24 protein-coding genes are annotated in these 25,326 nt (G+C 67.4%); 6 read left to right on the forward strand and 18 right to left on the reverse strand.

Features of this window, described 5'->3' with window-relative positions:
- Positions 1 to 1,989 carry a DUF4034 domain-containing protein gene (locus QZM72_RS03330; RefSeq protein WP_301737154.1) on the forward strand — a complete coding sequence of 663 codons (1,989 nt, stop codon included), beginning with the start codon at positions 1 to 3 and terminating at the stop codon, positions 1,987 to 1,989.
- A gap of 54 nt (positions 1,990 to 2,043) precedes the next feature.
- Here the strand turns inward: QZM72_RS03330 and QZM72_RS03335 are convergent, their stop codons facing one another.
- Positions 2,044 to 2,856 carry an alpha/beta fold hydrolase gene (locus tag QZM72_RS03335; protein ID WP_301737155.1) on the reverse strand — a complete coding sequence of 271 codons (813 nt, stop codon included), beginning with the start codon at positions 2,854 to 2,856 and terminating at the stop codon, positions 2,044 to 2,046.
- Between the two features lie 70 nt (positions 2,857 to 2,926).
- Positions 2,927 to 3,421 (reverse strand): hypothetical protein, encoded by a 495-nt coding sequence (locus QZM72_RS03340; RefSeq protein WP_301737242.1) that lies wholly within the window; start codon positions 3,419 to 3,421, stop codon positions 2,927 to 2,929.
- A 405-nt stretch (positions 3,422 to 3,826) separates the two neighbouring features.
- Between QZM72_RS03340 and QZM72_RS03345 the strand changes: the two genes are divergently transcribed.
- Entirely contained in the window at positions 3,827 to 3,961 is a 135-nt protein-coding gene (locus QZM72_RS03345) for a hypothetical protein (protein ID WP_006405345.1), read from the forward strand.
- Positions 3,962 to 4,216: 255 nt separating this feature from the next.
- Here the strand turns inward: QZM72_RS03345 and QZM72_RS03350 are convergent, their stop codons facing one another.
- Positions 4,217 to 5,404, reverse strand: coding sequence for a YncE family protein (locus QZM72_RS03350; RefSeq protein WP_301737156.1), 1,188 nt, complete (start codon positions 5,402 to 5,404; stop codon positions 4,217 to 4,219).
- 615 nt (positions 5,405 to 6,019) lie between these two features.
- Between QZM72_RS03350 and QZM72_RS03355 the strand changes: the two genes are divergently transcribed.
- Positions 6,020 to 8,455, forward strand: coding sequence for a PEP-utilizing enzyme (locus QZM72_RS03355; RefSeq protein ID WP_301737157.1), 2,436 nt, complete (start codon positions 6,020 to 6,022; stop codon positions 8,453 to 8,455).
- Positions 8,456 to 8,526: 71 nt separating this feature from the next.
- On the opposite strand, the gene QZM72_RS03360 is transcribed toward QZM72_RS03355, so the two are convergent.
- On the reverse strand, positions 8,527 to 9,183 hold the full coding sequence (locus QZM72_RS03360; protein ID WP_301737158.1) for a hypothetical protein: 657 nt from the start codon (positions 9,181 to 9,183) through the stop codon (positions 8,527 to 8,529).
- Between the two features lie 3 nt (positions 9,184 to 9,186).
- On the opposite strand from QZM72_RS03360, the gene QZM72_RS03365 reads away from it, so the two are divergent.
- Positions 9,187 to 10,167: a helix-turn-helix domain-containing GNAT family N-acetyltransferase gene (locus QZM72_RS03365; RefSeq protein ID WP_301737159.1), complete on the forward strand. Its 981-nt coding sequence runs from the start codon at positions 9,187 to 9,189 to the stop codon at positions 10,165 to 10,167.
- A 201-nt stretch (positions 10,168 to 10,368) separates the two neighbouring features.
- Here the strand turns inward: QZM72_RS03365 and QZM72_RS03370 are convergent, their stop codons facing one another.
- From QZM72_RS03370 to QZM72_RS03405, 8 genes are all read right to left on the reverse strand, one after another.
- Positions 10,369 to 10,698, reverse strand: coding sequence for an H-NS family nucleoid-associated regulatory protein (locus tag QZM72_RS03370; protein WP_069619754.1), 330 nt, complete (start codon positions 10,696 to 10,698; stop codon positions 10,369 to 10,371).
- 324 nt (positions 10,699 to 11,022) lie between these two features.
- The gene (locus QZM72_RS03375; RefSeq protein ID WP_301737160.1) at positions 11,023 to 12,390 is read right to left on the reverse strand and encodes a reverse transcriptase family protein; all 1,368 of its coding nucleotides are present in this window, start codon (positions 12,388 to 12,390) and stop codon (positions 11,023 to 11,025) included.
- 325 nt (positions 12,391 to 12,715) lie between these two features.
- A complete protein-coding gene (hutC, locus tag QZM72_RS03380) occupies positions 12,716 to 13,471 on the reverse strand; it encodes a histidine utilization repressor (protein WP_301737161.1) in 756 nt (251 codons plus the stop codon).
- A gap of 50 nt (positions 13,472 to 13,521) precedes the next feature.
- Complete coding sequence (gene hutH, locus QZM72_RS03385; RefSeq protein WP_301737162.1) at positions 13,522 to 15,015, reverse strand: histidine ammonia-lyase; 1,494 nt, start codon at positions 15,013 to 15,015, stop codon at positions 13,522 to 13,524.
- A 7-nt stretch (positions 15,016 to 15,022) separates the two neighbouring features.
- Complete coding sequence (locus QZM72_RS03390; RefSeq protein WP_089471588.1) at positions 15,023 to 15,814, reverse strand: ABC transporter ATP-binding protein; 792 nt, start codon at positions 15,812 to 15,814, stop codon at positions 15,023 to 15,025.
- 28 nt (positions 15,815 to 15,842) lie between these two features.
- Entirely contained in the window at positions 15,843 to 16,589 is a 747-nt protein-coding gene (locus QZM72_RS03395) for an ABC transporter permease (protein ID WP_089471589.1), read from the reverse strand.
- 12 nt (positions 16,590 to 16,601) lie between these two features.
- Positions 16,602 to 17,324 carry an ABC transporter permease gene (locus QZM72_RS03400; protein ID WP_301737163.1) on the reverse strand — a complete coding sequence of 241 codons (723 nt, stop codon included), beginning with the start codon at positions 17,322 to 17,324 and terminating at the stop codon, positions 16,602 to 16,604.
- 92 nt (positions 17,325 to 17,416) lie between these two features.
- Positions 17,417 to 18,277, reverse strand: coding sequence for a transporter substrate-binding domain-containing protein (locus QZM72_RS03405; protein ID WP_089471741.1), 861 nt, complete (start codon positions 18,275 to 18,277; stop codon positions 17,417 to 17,419).
- Between the two features lie 220 nt (positions 18,278 to 18,497).
- Here QZM72_RS03405 and QZM72_RS03410 point away from each other — a divergent pair, with 220 nt between their 5' ends.
- The gene (locus QZM72_RS03410) at positions 18,498 to 18,677 is read left to right on the forward strand and encodes a hypothetical protein (protein ID WP_301737164.1); all 180 of its coding nucleotides are present in this window, start codon (positions 18,498 to 18,500) and stop codon (positions 18,675 to 18,677) included.
- Between the two features lie 86 nt (positions 18,678 to 18,763).
- On the opposite strand, the gene QZM72_RS03415 is transcribed toward QZM72_RS03410, so the two are convergent.
- From QZM72_RS03415 to QZM72_RS03425, 3 genes are all read right to left on the reverse strand, one after another.
- Positions 18,764 to 19,729 carry an SDR family oxidoreductase gene (locus tag QZM72_RS03415; RefSeq protein WP_301737165.1) on the reverse strand — a complete coding sequence of 322 codons (966 nt, stop codon included), beginning with the start codon at positions 19,727 to 19,729 and terminating at the stop codon, positions 18,764 to 18,766.
- A 232-nt stretch (positions 19,730 to 19,961) separates the two neighbouring features.
- A complete protein-coding gene (locus tag QZM72_RS03420) occupies positions 19,962 to 20,339 on the reverse strand; it encodes an SDR family NAD(P)-dependent oxidoreductase (protein WP_301737166.1) in 378 nt (125 codons plus the stop codon).
- Between the two features lie 3 nt (positions 20,340 to 20,342).
- Positions 20,343 to 21,029: an SDR family NAD(P)-dependent oxidoreductase gene (locus tag QZM72_RS03425; RefSeq protein WP_089471594.1), complete on the reverse strand. Its 687-nt coding sequence runs from the start codon at positions 21,027 to 21,029 to the stop codon at positions 20,343 to 20,345.
- On the opposite strand from QZM72_RS03425, the gene QZM72_RS03430 reads away from it, so the two are divergent.
- On the forward strand, positions 20,979 to 21,701 hold the full coding sequence (locus QZM72_RS03430) for a LysR substrate-binding domain-containing protein (RefSeq protein ID WP_301737167.1): 723 nt from the start codon (positions 20,979 to 20,981) through the stop codon (positions 21,699 to 21,701). The two genes, QZM72_RS03425 and QZM72_RS03430, sit on opposite strands and share 51 nt — an antisense overlap.
- 65 nt (positions 21,702 to 21,766) lie before the next feature.
- Here QZM72_RS03430 and QZM72_RS03435 read toward each other — a convergent pair whose 3' ends face one another.
- The 3 genes from QZM72_RS03435 to QZM72_RS03445 all read right to left on the reverse strand — a co-directional run bounded on the left by QZM72_RS03435 (position 21,767) and on the right by QZM72_RS03445 (position 25,182).
- Positions 21,767 to 22,537, reverse strand: coding sequence for an SDR family NAD(P)-dependent oxidoreductase (locus QZM72_RS03435; protein WP_301737168.1), 771 nt, complete (start codon positions 22,535 to 22,537; stop codon positions 21,767 to 21,769).
- A gap of 55 nt (positions 22,538 to 22,592) precedes the next feature.
- The gene (locus QZM72_RS03440; RefSeq protein ID WP_179233577.1) at positions 22,593 to 23,792 is read right to left on the reverse strand and encodes an arabinose transporter; all 1,200 of its coding nucleotides are present in this window, start codon (positions 23,790 to 23,792) and stop codon (positions 22,593 to 22,595) included.
- 67 nt (positions 23,793 to 23,859) lie between these two features.
- Complete coding sequence (locus QZM72_RS03445) at positions 23,860 to 25,182, reverse strand: amidohydrolase family protein (RefSeq protein ID WP_301737169.1); 1,323 nt, start codon at positions 25,180 to 25,182, stop codon at positions 23,860 to 23,862.
- Positions 25,183 to 25,326: the final 144 nt, after the last annotated feature.

Consider the following 25,326-nt stretch of genomic DNA (forward strand, 5'->3'; position numbering starts at 1 on the left):
ATGTCCTCCGCTTGCGCCGATCTGATTCCGCCCGCGACATCCCGCTGGTTCATTTGCGACGTCGACGCGCTGTTGCGCGCCGGTGACCATGCCGCGCTCGACGCGCAACTCGATGCCGCGCTCGCCGCGAGCTTCGCCGATCGCACCGCCGAGGCGCGGTACGTCGACGCGCTGCCGGCCGACGTGCAGCCGTGCATCGACGCCGGCGCCGAAGGCCTCGCGCGCCTGCGCGCATGGCAGGCCGCGAACCCGCGCTCCGCGCACGCGTGGCTGTGCGAAGCCCACTACTGGCACCACTGGGCCTACGAATACCGCGGCAGCGGCTGGGCCGAAACGGTGACCGAAGCCGGATGGATCGGCGCGCATGCGTGCGCGACGCTGACGCTCGTCGCCGCGCTGCGCGCGCTGGTGCTCGCGCCGACGATGTGGAGCGCGCCGATGGTGATCTTCACGAGCGTGTCGTCGTTCGGCGAACCCGAGTGGCTCGCGCAGCTCGTGCGCGAGCGCCGCTGGCCCGTCACCGAACTGCACCTGAACGCCGGCGCCGAAGACGAAGCCACGCGCGCCGAACTGCAGCGCATGTTCGCGCGTTCGGGGCTGAATCCCGACGTGCCGGTCGCCTGCCCGGCGGAATTTCCGGACGCGCTGCCCGGCCCCGTGCAGGGCAAGAAGCTGCGCAAGGAAAAGTGGTACTGGATGGAAGCGACGCTGCACATCCATCCGAAGCTGTTCTTCCCGATGCGCACGTTCATCTGGTACATGCAGCCGCGCTGGGGCGGCTCGCACGATCACGTCCGCGCGTTCGTCGCGTCCGATGCGTGCGCGCACCTCGATGCGGTCGAGAAGGACCGGCTGCTGCACGAGATCTGGCGCGACGACTACGCCGGCAACACGCTCGATGCGGATGACGACGACGACCATGCGCGCCACGCGATGACCGCGACGCTCGCGCGCGCGCAGGCCGCGCTGCATCCCTATCACCGCTCGGAGACACTGCGCTGGCTCGCGCACAGCCATTTCGAGCGCGGCGAGTACGAACAGGCCTACGCGCGGCTGCAGGAAGCCGAACGCAGCACGCCGATCGACGACAACCGCGCGATGGGGATGGGTTTGCGACTGGCGCTCCGGCTCGATCCACATGGCGACTGGCTGACCCGCGCGGTCGAACGCGCATCGGACGCTCGCGCGTGCACGTCGGCGATGATCCTGCGCGGCTATGCCCATCGCACCGGCACGTTCGGTTTCGTGCAGGATCCCGCGCGCGGCGACGCATGGCTCGAGGCCGCGCGCCTGAACGAGCCTGGCTCGCTCGCATGGAACCAGATCGCCAGCGCGCTGGAGTACGACAACCGGCGCCCCGCCGATGCCTTCGCCATCTGCGAGCTCGGCTACGAGGCGGGCGGCGATTCGTGCGGCTACCTGCTCGGATGCTTCTACAAGGACGGCACGCATGTCGAGGCCGACCCGTACCGCGCCGCCCACTACTTCCGCGAGTCGATGGAAGCCGGCGGCAACATGGCCGCGTACCGGCTCGGCTACACGTACCATCAGATCGGGCAGACGAGCACGGACCGGGCCGAACGCGCGCGCATGCAGGTCGAGGCCGTCGAAGCCGCGCGCAAGGCGCACGAGATGGGGCATACCGACGGCCTCGAGTGCATGCTGATGTTCATCGGCGACATCGAAGATTATCCGTCGCGCCATCGCTACGTCGACGAGCTGCGCCGGCATGCCGAAGGGGGCCATCCGGCCGCGATGGCCGCACTGTCGTTCTTCCTTGCCGACATCAACGACAAGTCGCTGTACGACTATCGCGAAAGCGTGCGCTGGATCATGGGGGCGCAGGCCATCGCGCCGGACGACGAATACGTGCGCACCATCACGCGTGTCAGCCACGAGGACGGCATGCTCGGGAAGCTGCGCTACAAGCTGCAGCGCAAGCAGATCAAGGCGCACGAGATTCCCGGCGCCGACAACGCGATGGTCTGAGCATGGCCGACGCACGCGCCCGCTCGCCGGCGGGCCGTGCGTCCTGCCCGCGTATCACCCCGGCAGCCGGTCGAGAAACGCCAGCATCGCCGCGTTGAACCGCGCGGGTCGCTGCAACGGCGCGAAATGGCTCACGCCGGGCAGCATCGTCAGCGTCGCGCCCGGGATCGTCCGCGCGAGGTACGCGGCATGTTCCGGCCGGATGAATTCGTCGTGCTCGCCCTGCACGACCGCAACCGGCACGGCGATCGCCGCGAGATCCTGCGCGGTGTAATTCGGTTGCGTGCGCATCATTTCGCTGACGGCCGCGACGAACGCGTCGAACTGGTCCGGTGTCGCGGACAGTCGCGCATAGTCCTTCCGATGCCGCGCGAAACAGCGGTCGATCAGCGGGCTCGGCACGATCTCCTTCGTGCCGCCGGGATCCATGTTGCAGGCGAAGAAGAACACGCCGGCCGCGCGTTCCGGCGCGCGGCCGGCCAGCACGAGCGCGATGCAGGCGCCGTCGCTCCAGCCGACGAAGCGTGCACGGTCGACGTGCAGCACGTCGAGGACGGCCAGCACGTCCGATGCCATGCGTTCGTACGAATAGGGGCGGTCGTCGCGCGTGCTGCGGCCGTGCCCGCGGCTGTCGATCACGATCGCGCGGTAGCCGGCCGCGCGCAGCGCCGGCACCTGGTTGCCCCAGTTGCCGCCGTGGCCGAGGCCGCCGTGCAGCAGCACGACCGCCGGCCCCTGGCCGAACGACGCGTGCCAGATGCGCGCGCCGTCATGCTCGAGCCATCCTTCGACGTCGGCTGCCGGCAGCGGCGTGCCGCCGTGTACGTCGAAGCGAACGAGTTCGTCGTCGTCGAGTTCCGCATTCATCGTTCAGCCGTCCTTGAGAGGGAGACGAACTGGCGATTGTAATGCGTGCGGCCGATGCGGCCACGGCCGCTCAGGCCTGCGTCGACACCAGCCCGCCCGACTGCGAGGCGCCGGATTTTTCGAGCGCCGCGGCAAGTTGCGAGATCGCCGTCGCGAGCGCGGCTGAAATCGTGCCGGCTTCCGCGCTCAGTGACTGCTGCTCGACGGCCGCGGCCGGGTCGTCCTTTGCACGCTGGGCCGCGGTGGCCATCTGCCGCTCCAAGGTCGCGAGCTGCTTCTGCAGCCGCTCGATCAGCGCCTTCAACTGGGCGACCGCCGGGTCTTCCGGCGATGCGTCCGTTGCGCCGGACGTGGCACCCGTGGCGCCGGTGGAATCCTTCGTGCCGGTGGTGCCAGTGGTGCCGTTGGTGCTGGTAGCGCCGGTCGCACTGGTGACGCCGGTCGTGCCCGTCGTGCTCGCGGTATTCGTCGCGCCGCCCCTGGACGACGTCGCGGCGGTCGGGTTCGCGGCCACACCGCTGTCCGCGAGCGGCGATCGCGCGGTCGTGGAGAAATCGATCTGCATCGTGTCGGTCCGTGTATCGGTAAACGAAGTGACAAGGGGGCGAAAATCCTCCCCTCGTTTACGGCATTCGTCACACGAAACTTGAATATCGGGGTCGGGTGAATTGCCCGGCGATAAACGCAATTGAGCGCGAAAGGGCCAGATTGGCGGCATGACGGCGCTGGTAAAATCGCCGCTTCGCCGGCTGGAAGCACGCATCGGACGCCTTGTCGAGGCCCGATCGCGCGATGCCGCCGGCTCCGGCTCGCGGACTGTCGAGGCGCGGCATGCAACGTATGCCGACGACGCCCTCGCAACTTCCCGAGTCGCCTTTTCCGTCCGCCTGCATGCGTGCTCCGCTCACCGACCGAGCGGCGAACGCCGTGCGGCACGCATTCACTTCATCACGCATTCGAGGAACACACGATGGCCCGCATCGGCGCCTTCTGCATCACGACGTGGCTCGCCGCCGCGATTCTCTACTTCGGCCAGCACTCCGTCGCGATGATCGCGCTCAGCGGTGTCGTGGTTTTCGGCGGGTTCGATCTGCTGCGTCCGTAACGGCGGTCGTGCGGCCCGGTGTGGTCGCACCGCGCGCGCCTTTCCGCACGCATCCTCATGTGCGCGTCGCCGGTCCGCCCACCCATTCGACCCTTGAAGGAGCGCATGCCGCTCACGACCGAACGGCCCGCACAGTTCCGTCGCGATCCGCGCCGCCGGCTTGCGCGATCGACCACGCTTCGTCGAGTCGCGCGATGATGTTTTCCGCTATCTCACGGCTGAGCCGCAAGCCGCCGACAAGACCCGCCACACGCGTCAGCGCGGCAACGTCCTCAACGAAGACGGGCCGCCCGTCAGCGCGATCCGCTTGCCCGTGTCGCGCAGCCTGCCGCCTTCGACCGCATACAGCGCAAGCTGCCGTTCGACGTTGAACTGCACGATCACGTGCCGGCTGTCGGCGGTAAACGCGATGCCTTGCGCGGCTTCGCCGCCCGGCACCTCGTTCACCTTCACGGCCTGCCCGTCGCGAATCTCGAACAGCAGCACCTTGCCGCGCTTGTGGCGGCCCGGGTTGTCGGCCGTCAGGTTCGAGCCGTCCATCGCCTGCACCGCGATCCACTTCCCGTTCGGCGAAATCGCGACGCCTTCCGGCAGCGACGGTACCGTCAAATACTGGACCGTGCGGAACGGCACGCGCGACACGTCGATCAGCGCGACCGAATCGGCGTCGCCCGCGAGCGCGCCGGTATAGCCCGGCAGCCCGGCGAGCCCGACGTTGCTGACCACGGCCCAGCGGTTGTCGCTCGACACGTCGATCGTGTAAGGCGCGACGCCCGTGCTCAGCCGCGTGCCGCTGTCGGTCACCTTGCCGTCGTCGACGTTCAGCACCGCGATGCCCTGCTCGTCGCGCAGCGACACGAGCGCATGCTTGCCGTCGTGCGTGAAGCTGATCCCGGCCAGCCGCTTCTTGCCGATTTTCAGGTTGCCGTCGAGCGTCACCTGCGTGCCGTCGATGCGCAGGATCGACACGCTGCCGTCGACGTTGGCGACGAGCGCGAGCCGGCCCGAGCGAGCGATCGCGATCCCTTGCGGATGCGTGCCGAGCTCGATGCGCGTGATCGCGGGCGGCGCGCTGTCGAGATTCACGACCTGCAGGAACGTGTCGAATACGAGCTGCTTCGCGGCCGTGTCGTAGCGCGTCGGCGCGCCGACCAGCGCGAGCTTCGCATCGGGCGTGATCGCGACGGCCTGCGGCGGCCCCTGGATGCCGTTCTCGACGTCCACCTGCAACGCGACCTTCGGCGGGAACGTGCTGGCGTCGAGCAGCGTCAGCGTGTCGGCGGGCGGGGAAGGCAGATAGGTGTCGCGGCCCTCGACGCGCTGGTACTTGCCGTCGTTGCCGGACACGATCCAGTCTGCGGCATGCACGGCGACGGTCGTCGTGGCGAGGGCCAGCGCGGCGAGCAGGCGCGCGCTGCGCAGGTGGAACGGATTCGAATGCATGGCGGTCGGTTCTCCGGATCGGTTGCGGACGCAATGGATTGCCGACCCTGCTGCCCGACGGGCCGGCGCCATCGCATGATGCCCGAAAGCGCGCGAGCCCGGCGTCGCGCACCCGGTGCGGCTCCGTCAAGCCATGCGTCGCGAGCCCGGCGACCGCTCGACGATGTCGTCGAGCCGATACACCGGTCGCGCGAGCCGTTCGTAGCGGAATAACCCGTAGTCCGAACCGGTCACGCCGCGGCTGTCGCATTCGGGACGGCTTGCGAACCGCCCGTCGCCATGAAGGATTTTTCCACTGATTCGTGGTTCGAATCAATTTTTACCCAGGCCGCCCTTCGCCTTTCATGTTCTCCCGTTGAATCCTCGTCTGATGAATGTCGGCGACATGATTCTACGTTCTACGCTTGCGGCCCCTGTATGCCTGCGATGCAAATGATCAATCGGCTCGCGCATCGAAAAAACCGAGACCGGAACACGCGGTAAATCGAAGTAAATCGACTCGCGTAGAATGCCCGACCATCCATCCGAGCGGGGCCACGCTTCCATTCCACTCGCACCGGACAATACCCACAAAAACCGCGGCAATCGCGACGATCGTCGACCGACGAAGCCTTCATGAGCCAACCGATCCTGTACCTCCTCGCCGGCAACGGCAGCGCTGCCGACTGGTGGGACGACGCGCTGCCCCACTTCCGGCGCTATCGCCCCGTGCCGCTCGAACTGCCGGGCTTCGGCGATCATTCCGCGCCGCCGTGCGAGGATCTCGCCGCGTATGCGCAGGCGCTGCTCGACGCGACCGAACCCGGGCACGCGATCATGGCGGTCGGCGTGAATGCGCTGGTGGTCCTGCACGCGTTGCAGCGGCGCCCCGGCCACTTCGGCCGCAGCGTGCTGCTTGCCCCGGTCGGCGCGTTCCTGTGGGAGCGGCGCCTGCCGAAACTGATGGCGCCGAAGCCGCTGCGCAAGACCATCCACTGGCTGCTCGCGCACTACCCCGCGCTGTTCGCCCGCCGGTTCTCGAACCGGACCTGGACGCCCGCGCAGTATCGCCGCATGGGCGCCGGTTATGCCCGTTGCCGCGCGTTCCTGCCGCACTGGAATCTCGTGCGCGCCGATACCGCGCTGCCGCTGCTCGAGTGGGTCGCCGATCGCATTGAACTCGTGTGGGGCGACCAGGACGCCGTGCTCGGCGTCCGTCAGGCCGCCGCGTGGTCGGCGATCCTCGCGCGCGCCGACCTGAGCGTGACGCTGCAGCCCGGCTGGGGACACTATCCGTGGATCGATGCGCCGGCGGCGTTCGCGCGGTGGCTCGAAGGAAACGACACGGGCTTCGTCGCGCATACCAAAGGCGGGCGCCTCGCGCTGGCCGCGATGGCCGGGCTGCCGGTGCCGCCCGCGCTGTCGCTGACTGCCGCCGACGATCCGCGCCTGCCCGGCTTTCTCGCGAGCCGGCCGGACGCCGAGTGGGCGATCCGCTCGTCGAGCCATGGCGAGGACCAGGCCGACGCGGCGAACGCCGGCCTGCATACGACGTTCCTGCGCGTACCGGCATCGCAAGCCGCCGCGCGCGTGGCCGAACTGCTCGATGGCGGCCTCGAGGAAGCCGTCGTGCAGCGCTTCATCACGCCCGTGCTGTCGGGTATCGCGTTCGTGCGCCATCTCGCGGTCGAAGTCGAATGGGTCGAAGGCCACCTCGAAACGCTCGCCGACGGGCAGGCCAGCCCGCAGCGCGCGATTCTGTCGCGGCTCGGCGAGCCGTGGCAGCGCGGCACGTTCCCGACCGCGCACGGCCTGAGCGCGCGGCAGCTGTGGGACTTCCTGCAACGCGTGCTGCGCGCGTTCCATTACGTGCCGGGCGACGTCGAATGGGCGTGGGACGGCGCGCAGCTGTGGCTGCTGCAGTACCGTCCGATCAGCACCTACGGCTGGCATCGCCACCTGACCGCCGCGAACATCGCCGAGATCCTGCCGCCGCAGCCGAGCCGGCTCGTCGAATATGCGCAACGGCGGGCAGCCGGCAGCATCCCGGCCATCATGGCGCGCTGGGATGCGCGCGTGCTGCGCGACAACGAACCGTTCACCGCGCTCTATGGCGGCGCGTCGTACATCAACAACGACCTGTTCCTCGCGCGTCTCGCGGACTGGGGCGTATCGGCCGCCCACTACAGCGGCGAGATCGGCGGTGCGACACCGCCGCTGCGCTGGCGACCGCTGCGCCTGCTGCGCGCGTTGCCGGTGTTCTGGCGCATGCTGCGCGTCGCGCGCGGGCACCTGACGACGCTCGCGCGCGGCCTGGAACGCTTCGACCGGGAGCTGGCGACGCTCGTCGAACGGCGCGCCGACGGCCAGCAACTGGCCGACTGGTTCACGCGCTTCTACGTGTTCGTCGTGCAGGGCAACCTGTGCATCGCGTCATCGCTGGCGAGCAGCGGCGGCACCCTGTGGGGGCGTCCGCCGACCGCGTACGGTCAGCTCGACGACAGCCCGCACCGCCTGCCGTGGGAAACCGATCCGGGCACCGCGCGGCCCGCGGCCGCCGACCTGCCGCTGCAGGCGTTTCCCGACTGGCCGCTGCCGGTCCGCGTACTGCACGCGCTCGGCGCGCCCGGCATGCGCGGCTGGTATCTGCAAGTGCGCGAGTGGTATCGCGACAACCTGATGCGCGTGTTCTTCCGCCTGCATCACGCGATGCCGGCCGCCGACCGCGACACGTGGTTCGCGCCTCACCCCGAGCGCCGCGATCGCAACGACAGCTTCTGGCAGGACGGCAGCGAAGGCACCGACGAGGCCGCCGGCTTCATGATCTATCCGGGTGACATGCAGGGCGTGCTCGGTCGCGACATCCTGCTCGAAGACACGCTCGACCCGGGCCGGCACGCGCAGTACCAGGCCGCCCGCGCGGTGATCGCGCGCATGGGCGGCCGGCTGTCGCACGGCGCGACGCTGCTGCGCGAACTGCGCAAGCCGTCGGCCGTGCTCCCGCGCGTCGATGCGGCGTGGGTCGGGCACGAAGTGCGGCTCAGCGACGGCCGGCTGACGCTCGTCGAATAGGACGCGCGCCGGCTCGGCGATCCGGCAACCGCGTCGCGCACAGCGGTTGCCGCCTGCCGAATCGGCACGCATCAGCGCAGCGGCGTGCGGATTTTTCCGTCGACCCTCAACGTGCGCCGGTCGCGCGCGGCCTCGTATTCGACCGTCTGCGCGGGCGTGACCGCGCCATAGGACCGGCCGTTCACATAGACGACGCCGTCGCGCAATTCGACCCGGTCGCCGTTGACCGTCGCGGTGGCCCGGTCGCCCTGCAGCACGGCGCCCGAACAACCGGCGCTCGAGAAGCTGCGGACCGACGTGCCCGGCGTGGCGGCGTTCCCGCCGCCGGGGTCCGCCGCATGCGCGGCGCTGCACGGCGGCGCATCCAGGGTGCCGGCCGCATGGAGCGGCGCCGCCCCGATGCCGCTCCCGGCAAACAATGCGATCGTCATCGGCAGCAGCTTGTTCATCATGATCTCCGGGGCTCGTAGCCGTCGATCGACGGTCGATCGGCGCCCTGCTGGCAGGTCGGGCAACACCGCCCAGTATGCGACCACTTCGCCGCGCGCGGCCATCCGCTTCAATACCCGTCGCGACACCGCTGTCCGAGCCGGCTCCCCGCGCTTCGCCCATTCGGCCACCGGCAGCACGAAAGCCCCCTCCCGCAACCGCTCCTCGTGAAAATCCGCCTTGCTCGAGTTGCGACTCGCAACTATTATTGATTGCGATACGCAACCGTTCGGGAGCAAGCCATGGACCTCATCGACGCACCCGCCAAGCCGCGCGACGCGACGATCCTCGAGCTGCGCGACTTCTCGCGCAAACTGGTGCGCGAGCTCGGCTTCATGCGTGCGACGCTGGCCGACAGCGACTGGGCGCCGTCGGCGGTGCATGCGATCCTCGAGATCGGGATGGCGCCCGGCATCAACGCGAAGGATCTCGGCGCCATCCTGCGGCTCGACAAATCGAACACGAGCCGGCAACTCGCACGGCTCGAGGCGGCGGGTATCGTCGAACGGCGCGTGTCGAGCGAGGATGCGCGCGCGATCGAGCTGTACCTGAGCCCCGAAGGCAAAAAGCTCCGGAATAGAATCGACACGTTCGCGACCGACCAGGTGTCGAATGCGCTGCGCCGCATGATTCCGGCCGACCAGCAGGCGCTACTGCGTTCGCTAGCGCTGTATGCCGATGCGCTCGCGCAGGACAACGCGGCCAGGCCGCCCGTCGCGGCCGCCGATGCGCCGTCGATTCGCGACGGCTATCAGCCGGGCTGCATCGGCGACATCGCGAGCCTGCATGCACGCTTCTATGCGGAGCACTGGGGTTTCGGCGCGTTCTTCGAACAGCGGGTGGCGACCGAGCTGGCCGCTTTCGCGGGCGCGCTGCCGGCCGACGGCAAGGCGCTGTGGCTGTGCGAGGAAGACGGCCGGACACTCGCGTCGCTCGCGATCGACGGCGACCCGGCGACGGGCGTCGCGCACCTGCGCTGGTTCATCGTCAACGACGCGTTGCGCGGCTCGGGCGTCGGGCGTCAGTTGATGACGCTGGCGATGCGTTTCGTCGACGAACACCGGTTTCGCGAAACCTACCTGTGGACGTTCAAGGGGCTCGATGCCGCACGCCATCTGTACGAGTCGTTCGGCTTCGCGCTGACGAGCGAGTCCGCGGGCACGCAGTGGGGGACCGAGGTGGTCGAGCAGCGCTTCAGCCGGACGGGGCCGGCTGGCGGGTGAGATCGGCGGAAAACGGTGGGTAATGCGCGGAAAACGGCAAGGAAGCGGGAAAGGAAAACGTCGATCCGGTGCGGCGGCGCGGCCGGCAATGTCGCGATCAGGCCTGACACCGAATGAACGACAGCGGGCCGGCGGGGAATCGCCGTCCGGCCCGCCCAAGCGAACCGGACGGCGCCGGACGGCCTTGCGGCACGGCGGGTGTCAGCCCTGATCGTCCCCGGGCCACCAGGTCTTGGCCTCGCGGTCGACGGCGAGCGTGTCGAGATCCTTGCCTTCGAGCCATTTCGGCCGCGGGCCGCGCCCCGACCACGAGCGGCCGGTCGACGGATCGTAGTACTTGGCGGGCGCTTTGCGCTTGCGCTGGACGATGTAGCCGAGCGCGCTCAGCACTTCCTGCTGCGAAATTCCCAACAGCTCGACCTGTTCCTTGAAGGCCGCGAGCGCGGCTTGCTTCTCCTTCTGCTTCGCCTCTGACAGCTTGATGTTCAGGTCCCGAAGTTGTGCTTCGAGTTCCTGCAGGGCCTGGGTCATGTATTCATCCTCTTTGGGCATGTTTTTGCAAAAAGCTCCGATGGCCGAACCTACCACGAAGTTCCGCCAATAGGGGCTGTCAAATCGGTGAATCGTCCACCTGAGCCGGCATGATTTGCGCGGTGCGCACCAAACGACGTCGTGCGTCACTGACAGGCAGGACCAGGCCGGCAACGGGCGGCACGCCGCGTACGCCTGCACGGGACGAACGGCGGCGGCAAGTGATTCGCCGCACCTGACAGGGCGCGGCATGGCGCGAATGATAGCAGTGCGCGGCGCCGTGTTGCAGAAGTCGCCGATCGGAGTCGATGCGGGCCCGGCGGTTCAGCGGTCTTCGCTGCCGGCCTCCCATGCAATCCGGTCGAACAGCGCGCGCAGCTTCGCGCCACGCGCCGCATTCAGCGCCGTCGCGTGCGCGACGCGGCCGGCCAGGTGCGCGCGGAAATCCGGATGCGCGTCGCGATTCTGCGACGCCGGACCGTGCCGGATGCAGTTGGTCAGGATCGCCTTCAGGCGATCGAACGTGTCGCGCGCGAGGTTCGGATGACGGTTGACGACCACGCCGGCCAGTTGCTGCCGCGTGCCGCGCCGCATCACCCGCGTCTTGCGCCATTGCAGCGCGAAGCCTTCGTCGAGCGCGATCGCGGCGACCCGGATTTGCAGCCGCTCGATGTCGCGCGCGAGCGCCCCGCCGCCGGAAAATGCGAGATCGTCCGCATAGCGCGTGTAAGTCGCATCGAGCGAACGCGCGAGCGCGGCGAGCCGCATGTCGAACCGGAACGCGCACAGGTTCGCGAGCGCCGGCGACGTCGGCGCACCTTGCGGCAGATGCCGTTCGCGATAGCGCTGGCGGCCGAGCCAGTCGAGCCAGTCGAGCCAGTCGAGCCGGTCGCGCAGGTCCGGCGCGAGCAGCCGCGCCGACGGCACGCGATTGGTGCACAGCCCGGTGAGCGTGCGCGCGACTTCGGCCGGATACCCGAGCGTCGCGAATAGCGCATGGACGCGCGCGGCGCGCACGGACACGAAGAAATCCGCGAGGTCGAAGCGCACGACGACGTCGCGATCCGCATGCGGCGCCGCGAACGACACGATCCCGTGTCCCTTCCGAAAACCGTGTACCGCGCCGTGCGGCGCGATGCGATCGAGCAGGCCGTGCAGGATGCGGCGCTGCGCTTCGCGCAGCCGTCCCTTCGGGATTTCGACGAGGCGGCACCCGCCGCTGCGCTTGTCGACCGGGACGTACGTGTAGTGATGCAGCGGCGTGGCGCTGCCGCGCGCATCGACGCGCCAGTGATCGGACAGCCAGTCGAGTTCCGGTGTGCTGATGCCGAGCCAGCCGGCGAGATCGCCGGGCGTCGGCCATTGCGGCACGTCGCAGCCGGCGAGCGGCGCGGGCGGCGGTCGCTGGACCAGCGGCCGGCGCACGACGCGGATCGTCACCGGCCGACGGTCGCCATACCATGCACGCACGAACGCGGGCGCGTCGGCGAGGACCGCCGCGAGCGCGTCGGTGTCGGTATCGGCCCAGTTCGCGGCGAAGCGGACGAGCGCAAGATCCGCGCATTCGTGCGTCCACGGCGGCGCGTCGCCGAGCACGGCCGCCATCCGCGCGACGACGCCGGCACGCTCGGGCGAACCGGCGAGCATCGCCTCGGCAATCGTTCGGATGGTGTCGCGCAGGGATGAGTACATGGACGGAGCGGGGCGGGACGATGAGTCAACGTGGCTGGTGCTGCAAGCGCCGTCGTTGCGCAACGCGCAACATGCGCGCTTGCGACGCATCGGCGTATCGATCTGATCCACGGGGTAGCCCCGTGGTCCTGGAACATCGGCTGCCTGTTCCGGGGGTGTGCTTGACCCACCGCCCCGCGTCGCGACTTTAAGCGGCGACGACGCCAGGTGTCAAATCGAGCCGGACGATGCGCGATGCGCGGCGGCGGCGCGCTGCGCCCGCCCGGTTCCCCGACGCTCCCGGCCGATGCGGCAAACCGCCCGCTCCGCCTAGGCGCCTGCTTCCCTACATGTTTCCCGCCAGATGAAACCGCGACGCCGGATGCCACAGCCTGACCGACGTGGCGACCTGCTCGCCGACCCACGTCCGGCGTCGCAACAGCAAACACGGCTCACCGATTTCCATCACGAGATGCCGGCGCACCTGCGCATTGGGCTTCTCCGCGTAGATCTGGAACTCCGCACGCTGGATCGGCGCCAGTCGCACCATGTAATGATTCGGCGTCTCGAGCGTGAAGTCCTGCTCCAGATACGCGGGAAACAACGCCGGATTGACGTAGCGATCCTCGAACTGGATCGGTTCGTCCTCCTCGTAATGCACGATCCGCGAATGAAACACGGGCCCGGCGCGCAGTCCGAGCGCGTCGATCGCGTCCGGGTCGACGCTGCGCTCGATCATCAGCACGCGCGCACTGTGCCGATGGCCGCGCTCGGCGATCTCGTCCGCGATGTTGCGGATTTCCAGCACCGTCGACTCGTAATGCCGGCGCTCGACGAACGTGCCGGCACCCTGGATGCGGGTCAGCACGCGCTCGGCCGTCAGTTCGCGCAGCGCGCGCGACACCGTCATCCGGGCCACGCCGAATTCCTTGACCAGTTCCGCCTCGGTCGGGATCGCGGCGCCGGGCTTCCAGTCGCCCTTCGCGATCCGCTCGACGACGTAGCGCTTGATCTGCTGATAGGCAGGCAGCGCCCGCGCCGGTACGGTGTCGGCCGATGCCGACGCCTGCCGTGCGGAAAGTTTGCGTTCCGTTTCGCTCATGCGCCCTCGACCGGATGAATGTGGGGCAATCGGCCCGTCCTTGACCGTCGTCACTGCAACGACGGCGCCGCACCGGCGACGATGCCGGCCGCGATCGCGATATCGTCCGCGAGCGGCCGGTCGTCGTGATACGCCGGCACGCGTTCGCGCACATGCCGCCACAGCGCGTCGGTCGACGCGGCCCGCGCCGTTTCGGCCGGCTGCAGGTCGTACGCCTGCGCGGCCGCCAGCAGCTCGATCGCGAGCACGCGCGTCGTATTCTCGATGATGTCGAGCGCCTTCAGCGCGGCCGGCGTCGCGTGACACAGGTGATCTTCCTGCAGCCCCGACGTGATGCCGCCGTCGAGGCTCGCCGGCGCGGCAAGCCGCTGATTCTGCGCGACCAGCGCGACCGCCGTGTACTGCGCGATCATGAAACCCGAACAACTGCCTCCCGGTGCGGCAAGAAACGCCGGCAACCCGCTGACGAGCGGATTCACGAGCCGGTCGAGACGCCGTTCGGCGATCGCCGCGACCTGGGCCATCGCCGCCGCGAGGCTGTCCATCGCGAGCGCGATGCCGGCGCCAACCGCATGCGCCTGCGAATGCACGGCCGGCGCCTCCCGCGTGCCGGCGACGATCGGATTGTCGGTGACGGACGCGAGTTCGCGATCGACGACCTCCGCCGTGACGTCGAACACGTCGCGCGCCGCACCGTGCACGTGCGGAATCGTGCGCAGGCTGAGCGGATCCTGCGTATGCCGGCCGCTCGCCGCGGCCAGCATGCCGCTGTCCGCCAGCAGTGCACGCAAACGGCCGCCGACCTGACCGATACCGGGCGAAATCCGCAACGCGAGCGAAGCCGGATCGAATGCGGCGAGTTGCCCGCCGAGATTCTCGAAGCTCATCGCCGCGATCCAGTCGGCCCAGTCGAGCAACCGCTCGGCGCGCGCCAGCGCGAATGCCGCCAGCCCCGTGACGCACGGCGTCCCGTTGACCAGGCTCAACCCCTCCTTCGCGCCGAGAACGAGCGGTTCGCGGCCGATGCGCCGCAGCGCCTCGTCGCCGCGCATGCGTTCGCCGCGCAGGCGCGCATGGCCGTGCCCGACGCAGACGAGCGCGACGTGCGCCATGTGCGTCAGGTACCCGACCGAGCCGTGGGCCGGCACTTCGGGCAGGCAATCGTGCTCGAGCAGCGCGACGAGCTGTTCGACGACGTCGGCCCGGACGCCCGAATGCCCGTGCGCATAGTTGTTGATCGCGGCCGCGATGATCGCGCGCGTTTCGGCCGCGCCGAGCGGCAGGCCGACGCCCACCGCATGACTCATCAGGATGTTGTGCGACAGCGTGCTCTGCTGGGCCGGCGATACGATCACGTCGCACAGCGCGCCGACGCCGGTATTGACGCCATAAGCGCGAATCCCGCGCGCAACGATCTCGTCGACGAGTTCGCGAGCGGCCACGACGCGCGCGCGCGCATCGTCGGCCAACGCCAGCGGCTCGCCGGCCGCCACCGCCGCAACCTGCCGCCAGTCGAGCGGCTGCGCCGCACGGAATACGGTCATGGCAGCCTCAGTTCGCGGTGCGGTCGTGGTGGCTCGACACGAATTGCCGGAAGCGCTCGGAGGTCTGCCCGCCGAACACTTCGTCGGGCGTACCGTCCGTATCGACCTCGCCCTGATGCAGGAACATCACGCGATTCGACACGTGGCGTGCAAAACCCATTTCATGCGTGACGACCAGCATCGTGCGCCCCTCCTCCGCCAGCGAGCGCATCACGCGCAGCACCTCGCCGACCAGCTCCGGGTCGAGCGCCGACGTCGGTTCGTCGAACAGCATCACCTTCGGATGCATCGCCAGCGCGCGGGCAATCGCGACGCGTTGCTGCTGGCCGCCCGACAGGTGCGCGGGATAGTAGCCGCGCTTGTCCGCGAGACCGACGCGTGCGAGCAGCGCCTCGGCCTCCTCCACCGCTTCCGCGCGACTGCGCTTCTGCACGCGCAGCGGCCCCTCGACGAGGTTGTCGAGCACCGTCATGTGCGACCACAGGTTGAAGTTCTGAAACACCATCCCGAGCTGCGAGCGGATCCGGTCGACCTGGCGCCGGTCGCTCGGATGCAGCTTGCCGTCGCGCGCGCGCTTCATCGCCAGTTCTTCGCCCGCGAGCGCGACGGAGCCGTCGTCGGGCGTCTCGAGCAGGTTCAGGCAGCGCAGGAACGTGCTCTTGCCCGATCCGCTCGCGCCGAGGATCGAGATGACGTCCCCCTCGTGCGCGTCGAGCGAAATGCCCTTCAACACGTGATGATCGCCGAACGACTTGTGGATGTTTCTGACCGACAGCGCAACGGGAGCAGTGGTGTTCATCGGATTCTCTTTGAAAGGACGGGGACGCTCAGGAGGCGGCGCGCTGAGGATTGCGCGCCGCCGCGGCGGGCGCACCGGACGGCTTCGGCGCACGCAGGTGCCCGGAGAGCCGCCATTCGAGCGCGCCGAGCAGGCGCACGACGATGAAGTTCAGGCCCAGATAGATCAGAGCCGCACAGACGAACACCTCGGTCGTCCGGTAGGTTTGCTGAATGATCTGCTGCGCGACGCCCGTCACTTCCCACACCGTGACGAGGCTCGCCAGCGCGGTCGACTTGACGAGCAGCACGGCCTCGGTCGAATACGCGGGCAGGCACTGGCGCAGCGCGATCGGGCCGATCACGCGCCGCAGCAGCGCGAAGCCCGACAGGCCGATCGAATAGCCGGCCTCGATCTGCCCGACCGGTACGGCCATCAACCCGCCGCGCAGGATTTCGGCCGTGTAGCCGGCGGTGCACAGCGCAAGCGACAGCACCGCGCAGACGTACGGTTCGCGCAGCAGCGGCCACATGAAGCTCTCGCGGATCACGCCGAACTGGCCGAGCCCGTAATACACGAGGAACATCTGGATCAGCAGCGGCGAGCCGCGGAATACGAGGATATACGCACGCGCGAAGCGGTTCGGCAGCCAGCGCGGCGACACGCGCATCGTGACGATCACGAGCGACAGCAGGCCGCCGAGCACCAGCGATGCGAAGAACAGGCCGAGCGTGGTCGGTACGGCCGCGAGCAGCTGGCGCAGCGTATCGACGAGAAAAGCGAAATCGATGGACATGCCCGTTCTCCGTCAGTTGCGCGCGAAATTGCGGCGGAACGACCGGCCGACGATCGCTTCCGCCCGGTTGAACACGCGGTTCGACAAGCCCGTCATCAGCAGATACAGCGCACCGCCCGCGACGAAGAACACGAAGTACTGGTGCGTCGAATTGGCGGCGATCTGGCTCGTGCGGAGCAACTCGGCGAGACCGGTAACCGAGATCAGTGCGGAATCCTTCAGGCTCAGTTGCCACACGTTGCCGATACCGGGCAGCGCGAAGCGCAGCACCTGCGGCACCAGGATGCGCCGCAGCACCATGCTGCGCGGCATGCCGATCGAGCGAGCCGCTTCGAGCTCGCCTGTCGACACCGCGAGCACAGCCGCGCGATAGACCTCTGCCTGATAGGCGCCCGAGATCATCCCGACCGCGAGCGCACCGATCACGAACGGCGGCACGCCGATGAAGCCTTCCGCGCCGAACCACTGGCCGACGGCCGTCACGAGCGTCGAGCCGCCGAAGTAGAACAGATAGATGACGAGCAGTTCAGGCACGCCGCGAAATACCGTCGTATACAGATCGCCGAGCAGGCGCAGGCTGCGGTAGCGCGACAGCTTCGCGGCCGCGATCGCCGCGCCGATCACGGCGCCGACCGCGAGCGCCGCGAGCGTCAGCGCGACCGTCATCAATGCGGCGAGAAGCAGCACACCGCCCCAGCCTTCGGTACCGAAGCCGAGCATTTCAAGAATCTCCATGCGTGCCTCCCTGCATGCGTTGAATGAATCCGCTGGATGCGTGCCGCCGCGCGTCGTTCGACGACCTTACGCGGCGGCGGCCGAACGCGCGCTTACGGCGTGACGTCGGTCTTGAACCACTTGTCGGCGAGCTTCTTCACGGTGCCGTCCGCGAGCGCCGCGGCGATCGCCGTATCGAACTTCGTCTTCAGGTCGGCATCCTGCTTGCGAAACGCGAGCCCCTCGCCCGGCCCCCAGATCGGGCCGCCGAGCTTCGGCCCCGCGAGCACGATCGATGCGTTGTCCTTCTTCGCGTTGTTCGCCGCGTAGTACGTGACGTCGTCGAACGACGCATCGATGCGCCCCGCGACCAGATCGAGATCGCGTTCGGGCGACGTCTTGTACACGCGAATCGACGCGATGTCCTTGAAGCTGTCGTTGATGAATTTCGTGTAGACGGTGCCCGACTGGATACCGATCGTCTTGCCCTTCAGCTGCTTGCGCAGCATGTCGACGGTGGGCTTGTCCGCGTTGGCGTCACCCGTGAGCTTGACGATCGGTGCGCCGGGCGCGGCCTTCGGCAGGATCTTCGTATCGGTGACGGCGAACGTCGCCGGCGTCGCCGCATACGGACGCGAGAACAGCAGGATCTTTTCGCGATCGGGCGTGATGGAAATCGCATCCATCAGGACGTCGAACTTGCCGGCCTGCAGGCCGGGGATCATTCCGTCCCAATCCTGCGCGACCATGTTGCACTGCACCTTGATCCGCTCGCACACGTTGGCGAGCAGCTCCGGTTCGAAACCGCCCAGCTTGCCGCCCGGCAGCGTGAGGTTCCACGGCGCGTAGCCGCCTTCGAGCGCGACCGTCACCGTCTTCCATTCCTTGGCCTGGACCGGCGCCGCGAGCGTTGCCGCCGCAGCCGCGATGACGCCGATCGTCCTGATTGCCCACTTGATGCGCTTGCCGTTCACGAGATTTCTCCTTGCGTTGAGGTTCGCCATCCCTTCGGTGCAGCAAGCCGCCTCAGGAATTTGTCTATACAAGCATGCAAGAACAAAAACGGCGTAGCAAGTCGTGGTCAATAAAAACCGGGGAAACGCGGGAAATCCCCTAATTTCAAGGGTCTAGCGTGCATCGTTGCGGGGAATCCCGGCACATGTTTGGTGCAATTCGAGTGATCGAATCTCACGGATGACTAGACAAATTTTGAATTCGATCGCACGCCCGCTCGACCGCGAAACATGTCTGAGGAATGGCGGCTCGCGGGTGCTGCGCGTGGCCGAATGGGATGGCGACGCGCAATACGGCCTCTGCATCGGGGTCGAGCGGCCCACCATCGTCAGCGGCGCGGGGGCCGCGTTCGGTCAATGAAGATCGGGCGGCAGCACGCGTGACTCCCGGAGAGGGATTGAGCCGCTGCACGACCCGCGGCGGATTCGCGAATGGATGTCGGCGGGCTACCGCGCCTGCGGCGCATCGCGCAGCACGGCCCGCAACGCGGTATCGAACGGCGTCGCGTGATCGATCCCGAGCGCGCGCACGCGCGCCGCATCCAGATGACAGTCGTACGGGCGCGGCGTCGTGTCGGTCGGCCGGGTGATCGGCGCGAGCGACGCGTCGATGCCGAGCGCGGCCGCGATGCGCTGCGCGATGTCGTACTTCGTCATCGGCTCCTCGCCCGACCAATGGCGAATGCCCGTGACGGATTCACCCGCGAGATGACGCAGCGTCAGGTCGCGGATGACTTGCGCGACGTCCGGCGTGTAGGTCGGGTAACGGATCGCCCATGCGTCCATGCCGACCGCGTCCGCGCCCGGCCGCGCCGACGCGACGACGGCCGGCACGAGGGTCGTGACGGCCGATTCGCTCCAGTCGGCGATCGGGCCGAAGAGCAGCGGCAGGCGCAGCACGCACGACAGCGGCGACGCGGCCAGGAGCGCAGCCTCGCCTTCCAGTTTGGTGCGGCCGTAGATGTTCAGCGGATTCGGGGTGGCGTCCTCGCCGTAGGGGGCGGCCTTGCCGTCGAATACGTAATCGGTCGAAATGCCGAGCGTCCATGCGCCGTATCGCGCGGCAAGCGCGCCGACGCGGGCCGGCGCGGCAACGTTGATGCCGCGGGCCGCGGCCGGGTCGCGTTCGCAGACGTCGGGGCGGCGTTCGGCCGCGCAGAGAATCACCGCCGCCGGTCGGTGAGTTTCAAAGACGCGTTCGAGGGACGGCTGGTCGAGGACGTCGAGCTCGGCGACGTTTTCCGGCGGCAGCGCGAGAAGTTTCGCGCCGGCGGTTTGCGGGTTCCGGATGGTGGCCAGCAGCGTCAGCGACGGTTCGCGAGCCAGGCAGGTCGCAATCGCGCGGCCGAGCAGGCCGGAGGCGCCGATGAGCAGGATGGTATTGCGCGGGGTCGACGGGAATGGGTTTGGCATGGTGGCGATAAATCACAGGAAACGAACGTATTATCGAGCCTCTTGGATGGCAGGAACGATCGCCGCGCAACGCTTCGGTCTACTGACTCGCATCCGGTCTCGAACATGCGCCCCGTTCTTCGCCCATTTCGCACCGGCCCACGGCTCCATGCAATGCGTGATCCGCGACGTGGATTCCGGCCACGAGCCGGTGCGCTGTACGCCGTGCCTCGGCACGCCACCGAACGCTCCGTCACCCGAAAAAAGCGACGGCGCGGGCAACCTGCATCGAGCCAACAAGGTTGGTTGCGATCAGACGATCGATTTGCTCGTCGGTTAATTCCTCGGCGGCGCCAAGGACGCCATAGCCGGCATTGTTCACGACGACATCGATCCGGCCGAGATCTGCGAAGGCGTGGGCAGTCACTTCCCTGATGGCGATGGTGTCCGTAGCATCCAGCTGCGCCGGCCAAAGACGGTCGCCATAGTTGGCTTTCAGATCAGCCAGTGCGCCAGGCGTGCGGAGCGTGCCGGCCGCCTGGTCTCCGCGCGCAAGCAACTGTTCCGCCAGCGCTCGGCCGAGGCCGCTGCCGACACCGGTGATCAACCAGGTGCGTTGAAGGTTCGACATTGGTTAGTCTTCCTCGAGCCTTGGGGCGAACAGACTCAGCGTGAGCGCACGATAGTCGTCTTCCGAGCTACTGCGGCGAGCGTTCAGCAACGGATGGATGTCCTCGGTCGGCGCAGAGCGGAGTCGATCGGAGCCATCGGTAGCGGCTGCGTAGATTGCGCCGACAACCTTCTCGACGGCGTCCGGCTGCGCGGTGCTGGCCATGCCTCCGTAAAGTTGCCCCACGTGCTGGAGGAACGGCTCATAGGCGTCGATTGCCTGCACACCGGCAGCTTCCGCGCCCATGCGGCTCATGAAGTTAGTCTGAGGCGCACCGCCCGGCTCAACGAGCTTCACCTTGATCCCGAGAGCAGAGAGTTCATAGGACAGACCTTCCGACCATCCTTCCAGGGCGAACTTCGACGCGCTATAGATCGAGGCCATCGGGAACCCGATAGCGCCAGCGCCCGAACTGACATTGATAATGGTGCCCGCACCATTCGCGCGGAAATGCGGCAGGATGGCACGAACGACATCCATCGGGCCAAAAACGTTCACGTCGAACTGCCGCCGAATCGCATCGTCCGACGCGCCCTCGAAGACGGCGAACAGTCTTTGACCGAGGCAGGCGAGACCTTTCTTGCGAAGGTGCGGCCGGCATTGAAGGAAATTACCGAGGCGGTGGAAGGCGTCCACCAGTTGCGTGATCATCCTGCCGGCTTGATTCGTCTCAATGCCTCGACGTGGGCAGCCGACCGAATACTGCCCTTCGTTCTTGAGTTCATGGAGCAATACCCGGACGTGCGGATCGACCTCGTTACCGAGGGACGCCTGGTGGATATTGTCGGTGAGGGATTCGATGCCGGATTACGTCTTGCTTCGCTCGTGCCGGAAGACATGATCGCTCTGCCCCTCGAGATTGACGAGGCGTTGGTAATCGTTGGTTCCCCGGACTATCTCAAGAAATACGGCACGCCGAAAACGCCTGGAGATCTGGTTAACCACGCATGTATACAGGCGCGCCTGCCGAGTGGATCGCTGATGCGCTGGGAGCTTGCCAAAGGCTCCGGGGAAACGTGGATAAAAACGACGGGAAGATTGACGATCGGCACCACGCAACTCGCCGCCAAGGCTGCGGCCGGTGGTGCGGGTCTGGCCTTCGTCGAGGCACGCGAGGCTGAATCATTTCTCGGCAACGGCAGCTTGGTTCGGGTTTTGGAGAAGTGGACGCCGCCATTCGAGGGGCACGCCCTGTACTATCCACGGCAGCGTCTTCCTTCAGCCGCATTTCGGGCCTTTGCGGACTTCTGCAGGAGTAAGGTTTCCGCATCGGCCGGTCACAAGTCGCACCGCCATCGCGGTTCACGTCCGGCCAGGACATAAGGCATGGCTGGCACGTCGACGATGCCATGAGCGACCGATGCACGCGAGCATCGGTCGGTCGCTCATCATCGCGGAAGCGCGATGCCCGACAGCTCTTCGCATATGCGCAGGAGTGGGTCCTGCAACGCAGCATCGCGCGCTTGAGGATTCGCTGCCATGCGTTTCATATGATAGAAATATTCGCCGGTCACATTTGCTCGAGGATCGTCACCAGCGGCAAGCCAGACCTGCGTTCGATGCGCCTGATCCATGTCGTCCGGCGCGCCCGGCCCGCCCATCTTCGTGGGAACCCAGCCGGGCTCCAAACTGTTGACGCGGACTTCCGGCCAGCGGCGCGCAATGGCGAACGCCAGCATCGCGTCGTGCAGCTTGCTCTCGGCATAGGCCTCTGAGCCGTTCCAACGACGCTTGCGCCAAAGAATATCGTCGAGATTGGCCTGCGCATGGTGATGCATGCCTGAACTCAAATAAACGAGACGCCGCGGAGGTTCGATCAGCGCAGTGAGTATGTAGGCTGACAGCGTGTTGATCGCGAAGACATGCGGCAGGCCGTCGCTCGTGACGCGATGCCCTTCACGGTAACCGACCGCGGCGTTATGGATTACGGCGTCGAAGTGACCCAAGGCGTTGACCTGCTCCGCGACGTTTTTGGCGCCAGCAATCGTTTCCACATCACCGACAACGACCGCCTCCGCTTGGGGCAATGCGCGCCGTGTGTCTTCTGCGCGGTTGGCATTGCGCGCGTGCAGCACGACCGCGTGCCCTTGTTGTACCAGCAGTTCGGCGGCCATCAGGCCGAGGCCAGTGGACGAACCGGAAATGAAGACGCGAGACATGTTGTTTCTCCCGAAATGAGCCGCTGGGCGCTGCCCATGCGGCGCTGATTGAAGTTCAAGTTTGCTGGCCGCGAGCAGCGGCCACGAGCAGGACGCCCAGCAGCGCGCAGGCAGCGCCGAACAAATAGACGGCGGCATAACCGAATTGCCCGGCAATCAGGCCGGCGGCTGGCCCTGAAATGCCGTAGGCGATGTCGAGAAAGGCCACGAAGGCGCCCATCGCGCTGCCACGGTTGGCCGGCGGTACGCGCTTGAGCGCTTCGACACCCAAGGCCGGGAAGACCAGCGCACACCCGAGGCCCGTCACCAGCGCGCCGGCAAGCGCGGTCCATTCATTCGGTCCAAGCCACAACATCGCCTGTCCGATGGCTTCGCCCGCCAGCGACCACGCCGCGACGCGATAGCCGCCCATGCGGTCAGGCAGATGCCCCAGCACGACTCGAACAAAGATGAAGCCGATGCCGAATGCCGTCATCACCAGCCCTGCATTGCCCCAGTGGCGTGCCGCGAAGTACAACGAGGCGAACGCCGTGAGACCGGACAGTCCTACACCCTGCAACATCAGTCCAAGCCCTTCCCGCCAGATGCGATTGACCACGCGATAGAACGGCAGTCGCACACCGCCGGGGGACAGATACGCGGTTGAGCGCAATGTGATCAGCGCGGCAAGAACCGGCGCCACGATGCAGGCGATCATCGCGGCCGCCAAGCCATGCCTTTGATACAGCGCCATGCCCACGGGTGCACCGATGGACAGGGCGGCGAACATCGCGATGCCGGTCCAGGACATCGACATGCCGGCGCGCTGAGGCCCAACCGACGCGATCGCCCAGGACACGCAACCCGTGACGAACTGGCTTTCACCGAAGCCGGCCATGAGACGGCCGGCCACCACGATGCCCAGGCTAGTGGTGGACGACAAGCCGGGCACGGACGCCACCAGATACAAGCCCCCCGCCAACGCGGAAATGACAGCGCCTTGTAGCGCGGAGCGCTTGCCGCCTTGATGGTCGACCACCCGTCCGGAGTAGCCGCGAGTGAGCACGGTCGCGAGAAACTGAATGCCGATCACCAGGCCCACAACCACGTTGTTGAAGCCAAGGTGGCCGTGAACGAACAGCGGAATCACCGGCAATGGCAGGCCGACTGCCAGGTAGCCGCAAAACAGCGCGGCGATGATGCCCGTTGCCGGGCGCGACAGGAGTACAGGCGCGGTGTCGGCCTGCACCGCCTGCTTGTTGGCGAAAGCTTGCATGAAAGCCTCCAGTGAGATGCGCATGAAAATGCGGCAGAACGGCCCGGCGCGCCGGGCCCCTCCGTCGTCAGGCCGTGGTGAAGAGATCCGTGCGATAGCCGCTGGCTTCGATCAGGTAGTCGCGCGAGGCCGTGACATCTGCGTTGAGCTTGGCCAGGTCGACGCCGATCAGTTGGCCTGCACGCTTGCGCAGTTGGCCGGCCACCATCACGGTGTCCACGTCAGCCCGCTCGACAGCCTGCACAACCGTCCCGATTGCGTTGGTCACCGGGAAAACGGCCACCCCGTTGGTACGGACCATGATGATGTCGGCCTGCTTGCCCGGCGTCAGGGTGCCGATCTGGTCTTCGAGCCCGGCCGCGCGAGCGCCATTGACCGTTGCGGCCTTCAGCACCGCTTCGACGGAGATCGGAGCGGGCGCGGCGGCTTCGCCGCGGAAACGCCGGTAGCGCATGGCCGAACGCTGTTGTCCGAACAGCGCGTGCATCTCTCCGAACATGTCGCTGCCGAACGCCGTATCGAGGTCGATTCCTAGCGCCGGGGTCAGGCCGTGGTCCACGGCCTGCTGATAGGCGAAGGTTTCGTCGTCGAAGCCGAACAGCGCGTCCGAGCGCGGGTTGACCGTAACGTTCACGCCTGCATCGGCCAACAGCTTCCATGTCTCCTGCGGCACGCGCGTGCAGTGATTGAAGATGTTGTGCGTGCCCAGCACGCCCGGCTTGGCGAATTCCGGGCCAAGCTTCGCCAGATCACCGATGAACTCGGTCAGGATGCGCATATCCAGCTCGCGTGCGACCTTCCACCAGTCGAGATTGAGCTGGCCGAACAAGCCCACGCGCACGAGGCTGCCTGCGTTGTTCCAATTGTGCGCGAGCCGCTGCAGGTCGCCCGGCAAGTGCGCGGCGGAGGCTTTCTTGTCCATCGCCGCGCCGACCATGTGCAATGCACGGATGCCGGTCGTTTCGAGGGCATCGAGCGCGGCGTCGGTGTGCTCCGGGCTGCGCGAATTGTGGCTGGCATCGATGATCGTGGTGATGCCGGCATCCAGCGAGGCGGCGGCCGTGAGCTTCGTGCTCAGGTACATGTCCCGCGGGCGATAGTGGGCGCCCAGCTGCTCGGCGACCACATCGATGTAGGCGAACAGATCGTCCACGTTCGGCATCATGCGGCGCATCACGCCGAGCCACATGTGATGATGGGCATCGACCAGGCCCGGCATGACGATATGACCCGCCGCGTCGATGACCTGGGCGTCGTCCGCCTGCAAGGCAGCGCCGACTGCGGCGATGCGACCGTCCTGGACCAGGACGTCGCCCACGGCGAGATTGGGAACCTTGGCATCCAGCGTCAGGATGGTGCCGCCTTTGAAAAGAGTGCGCTGCGTCGTCATGGAATGCTCCTTGGAAGTTGCGGTGGACCGGTCGCCACGAGGTCCGCTCGGTGGGTGTCGCCCCAAGGAAAACCGCGGTTCGTAACGTCACGGTTCACACGATAGGTTGCGCGCCATCTTTGATAAAGGTAGATTCATTCACAT

This window comes from Burkholderia sp. AU45388, assembly GCF_030481585.1.
GTDB lineage: Bacteria > Pseudomonadota > Gammaproteobacteria > Burkholderiales > Burkholderiaceae > Burkholderia > Burkholderia sola.

What these genes read in the sequence shown, in the direction of transcription:
- QZM72_RS03330 (WP_301737154.1), top strand. Translation starts at nt 1, where the DNA reads ATGTCCTCCGCTTGCGCCGATCTGATTCCGCCCGCGACATCCCGCTGG.
- QZM72_RS03335 (WP_301737155.1), bottom strand. Translation starts at nt 2,856, where the DNA reads ATGAATGCGGAACTCGACGACGACGAACTCGTTCGCTTCGACGTACAC.
- QZM72_RS03340 (WP_301737242.1), bottom strand. Translation starts at nt 3,421, where the DNA reads ATGCAGATCGATTTCTCCACGACCGCGCGATCGCCGCTCGCGGACAGC.
- QZM72_RS03345 (WP_006405345.1), top strand. Translation starts at nt 3,827, where the DNA reads ATGGCCCGCATCGGCGCCTTCTGCATCACGACGTGGCTCGCCGCCGCG.
- QZM72_RS03350 (WP_301737156.1), bottom strand. Translation starts at nt 5,404, where the DNA reads ATGCATTCGAATCCGTTCCACCTGCGCAGCGCGCGCCTGCTCGCCGCG.
- QZM72_RS03355 (WP_301737157.1), top strand. Translation starts at nt 6,020, where the DNA reads ATGAGCCAACCGATCCTGTACCTCCTCGCCGGCAACGGCAGCGCTGCC.
- QZM72_RS03365 (WP_301737159.1), top strand. Translation starts at nt 9,187, where the DNA reads ATGGACCTCATCGACGCACCCGCCAAGCCGCGCGACGCGACGATCCTC.
- QZM72_RS03370 (WP_069619754.1), bottom strand. Translation starts at nt 10,698, where the DNA reads ATGACCCAGGCCCTGCAGGAACTCGAAGCACAACTTCGGGACCTGAAC.
- QZM72_RS03375 (WP_301737160.1), bottom strand. Translation starts at nt 12,390, where the DNA reads ATGTACTCATCCCTGCGCGACACCATCCGAACGATTGCCGAGGCGATG.
- hutC (WP_301737161.1), bottom strand. Translation starts at nt 13,471, where the DNA reads ATGAGCGAAACGGAACGCAAACTTTCCGCACGGCAGGCGTCGGCATCG.
- hutH (WP_301737162.1), bottom strand. Translation starts at nt 15,015, where the DNA reads ATGACCGTATTCCGTGCGGCGCAGCCGCTCGACTGGCGGCAGGTTGCG.
- QZM72_RS03390 (WP_089471588.1), bottom strand. Translation starts at nt 15,814, where the DNA reads ATGAACACCACTGCTCCCGTTGCGCTGTCGGTCAGAAACATCCACAAG.
- QZM72_RS03395 (WP_089471589.1), bottom strand. Translation starts at nt 16,589, where the DNA reads ATGTCCATCGATTTCGCTTTTCTCGTCGATACGCTGCGCCAGCTGCTC.
- QZM72_RS03400 (WP_301737163.1), bottom strand. Translation starts at nt 17,324, where the DNA reads ATGGAGATTCTTGAAATGCTCGGCTTCGGTACCGAAGGCTGGGGCGGT.
- QZM72_RS03410 (WP_301737164.1), top strand. Translation starts at nt 18,498, where the DNA reads ATGACTAGACAAATTTTGAATTCGATCGCACGCCCGCTCGACCGCGAA.
- QZM72_RS03415 (WP_301737165.1), bottom strand. Translation starts at nt 19,729, where the DNA reads ATGCCAAACCCATTCCCGTCGACCCCGCGCAATACCATCCTGCTCATC.
- QZM72_RS03420 (WP_301737166.1), bottom strand. Translation starts at nt 20,339, where the DNA reads ATGTCGAACCTTCAACGCACCTGGTTGATCACCGGTGTCGGCAGCGGC.
- QZM72_RS03425 (WP_089471594.1), bottom strand. Translation starts at nt 21,029, where the DNA reads ATGATCACGCAACTGGTGGACGCCTTCCACCGCCTCGGTAATTTCCTT.
- QZM72_RS03435 (WP_301737168.1), bottom strand. Translation starts at nt 22,537, where the DNA reads ATGTCTCGCGTCTTCATTTCCGGTTCGTCCACTGGCCTCGGCCTGATG.
- QZM72_RS03440 (WP_179233577.1), bottom strand. Translation starts at nt 23,792, where the DNA reads ATGCAAGCTTTCGCCAACAAGCAGGCGGTGCAGGCCGACACCGCGCCT.
- QZM72_RS03445 (WP_301737169.1), bottom strand. Translation starts at nt 25,182, where the DNA reads ATGACGACGCAGCGCACTCTTTTCAAAGGCGGCACCATCCTGACGCTG.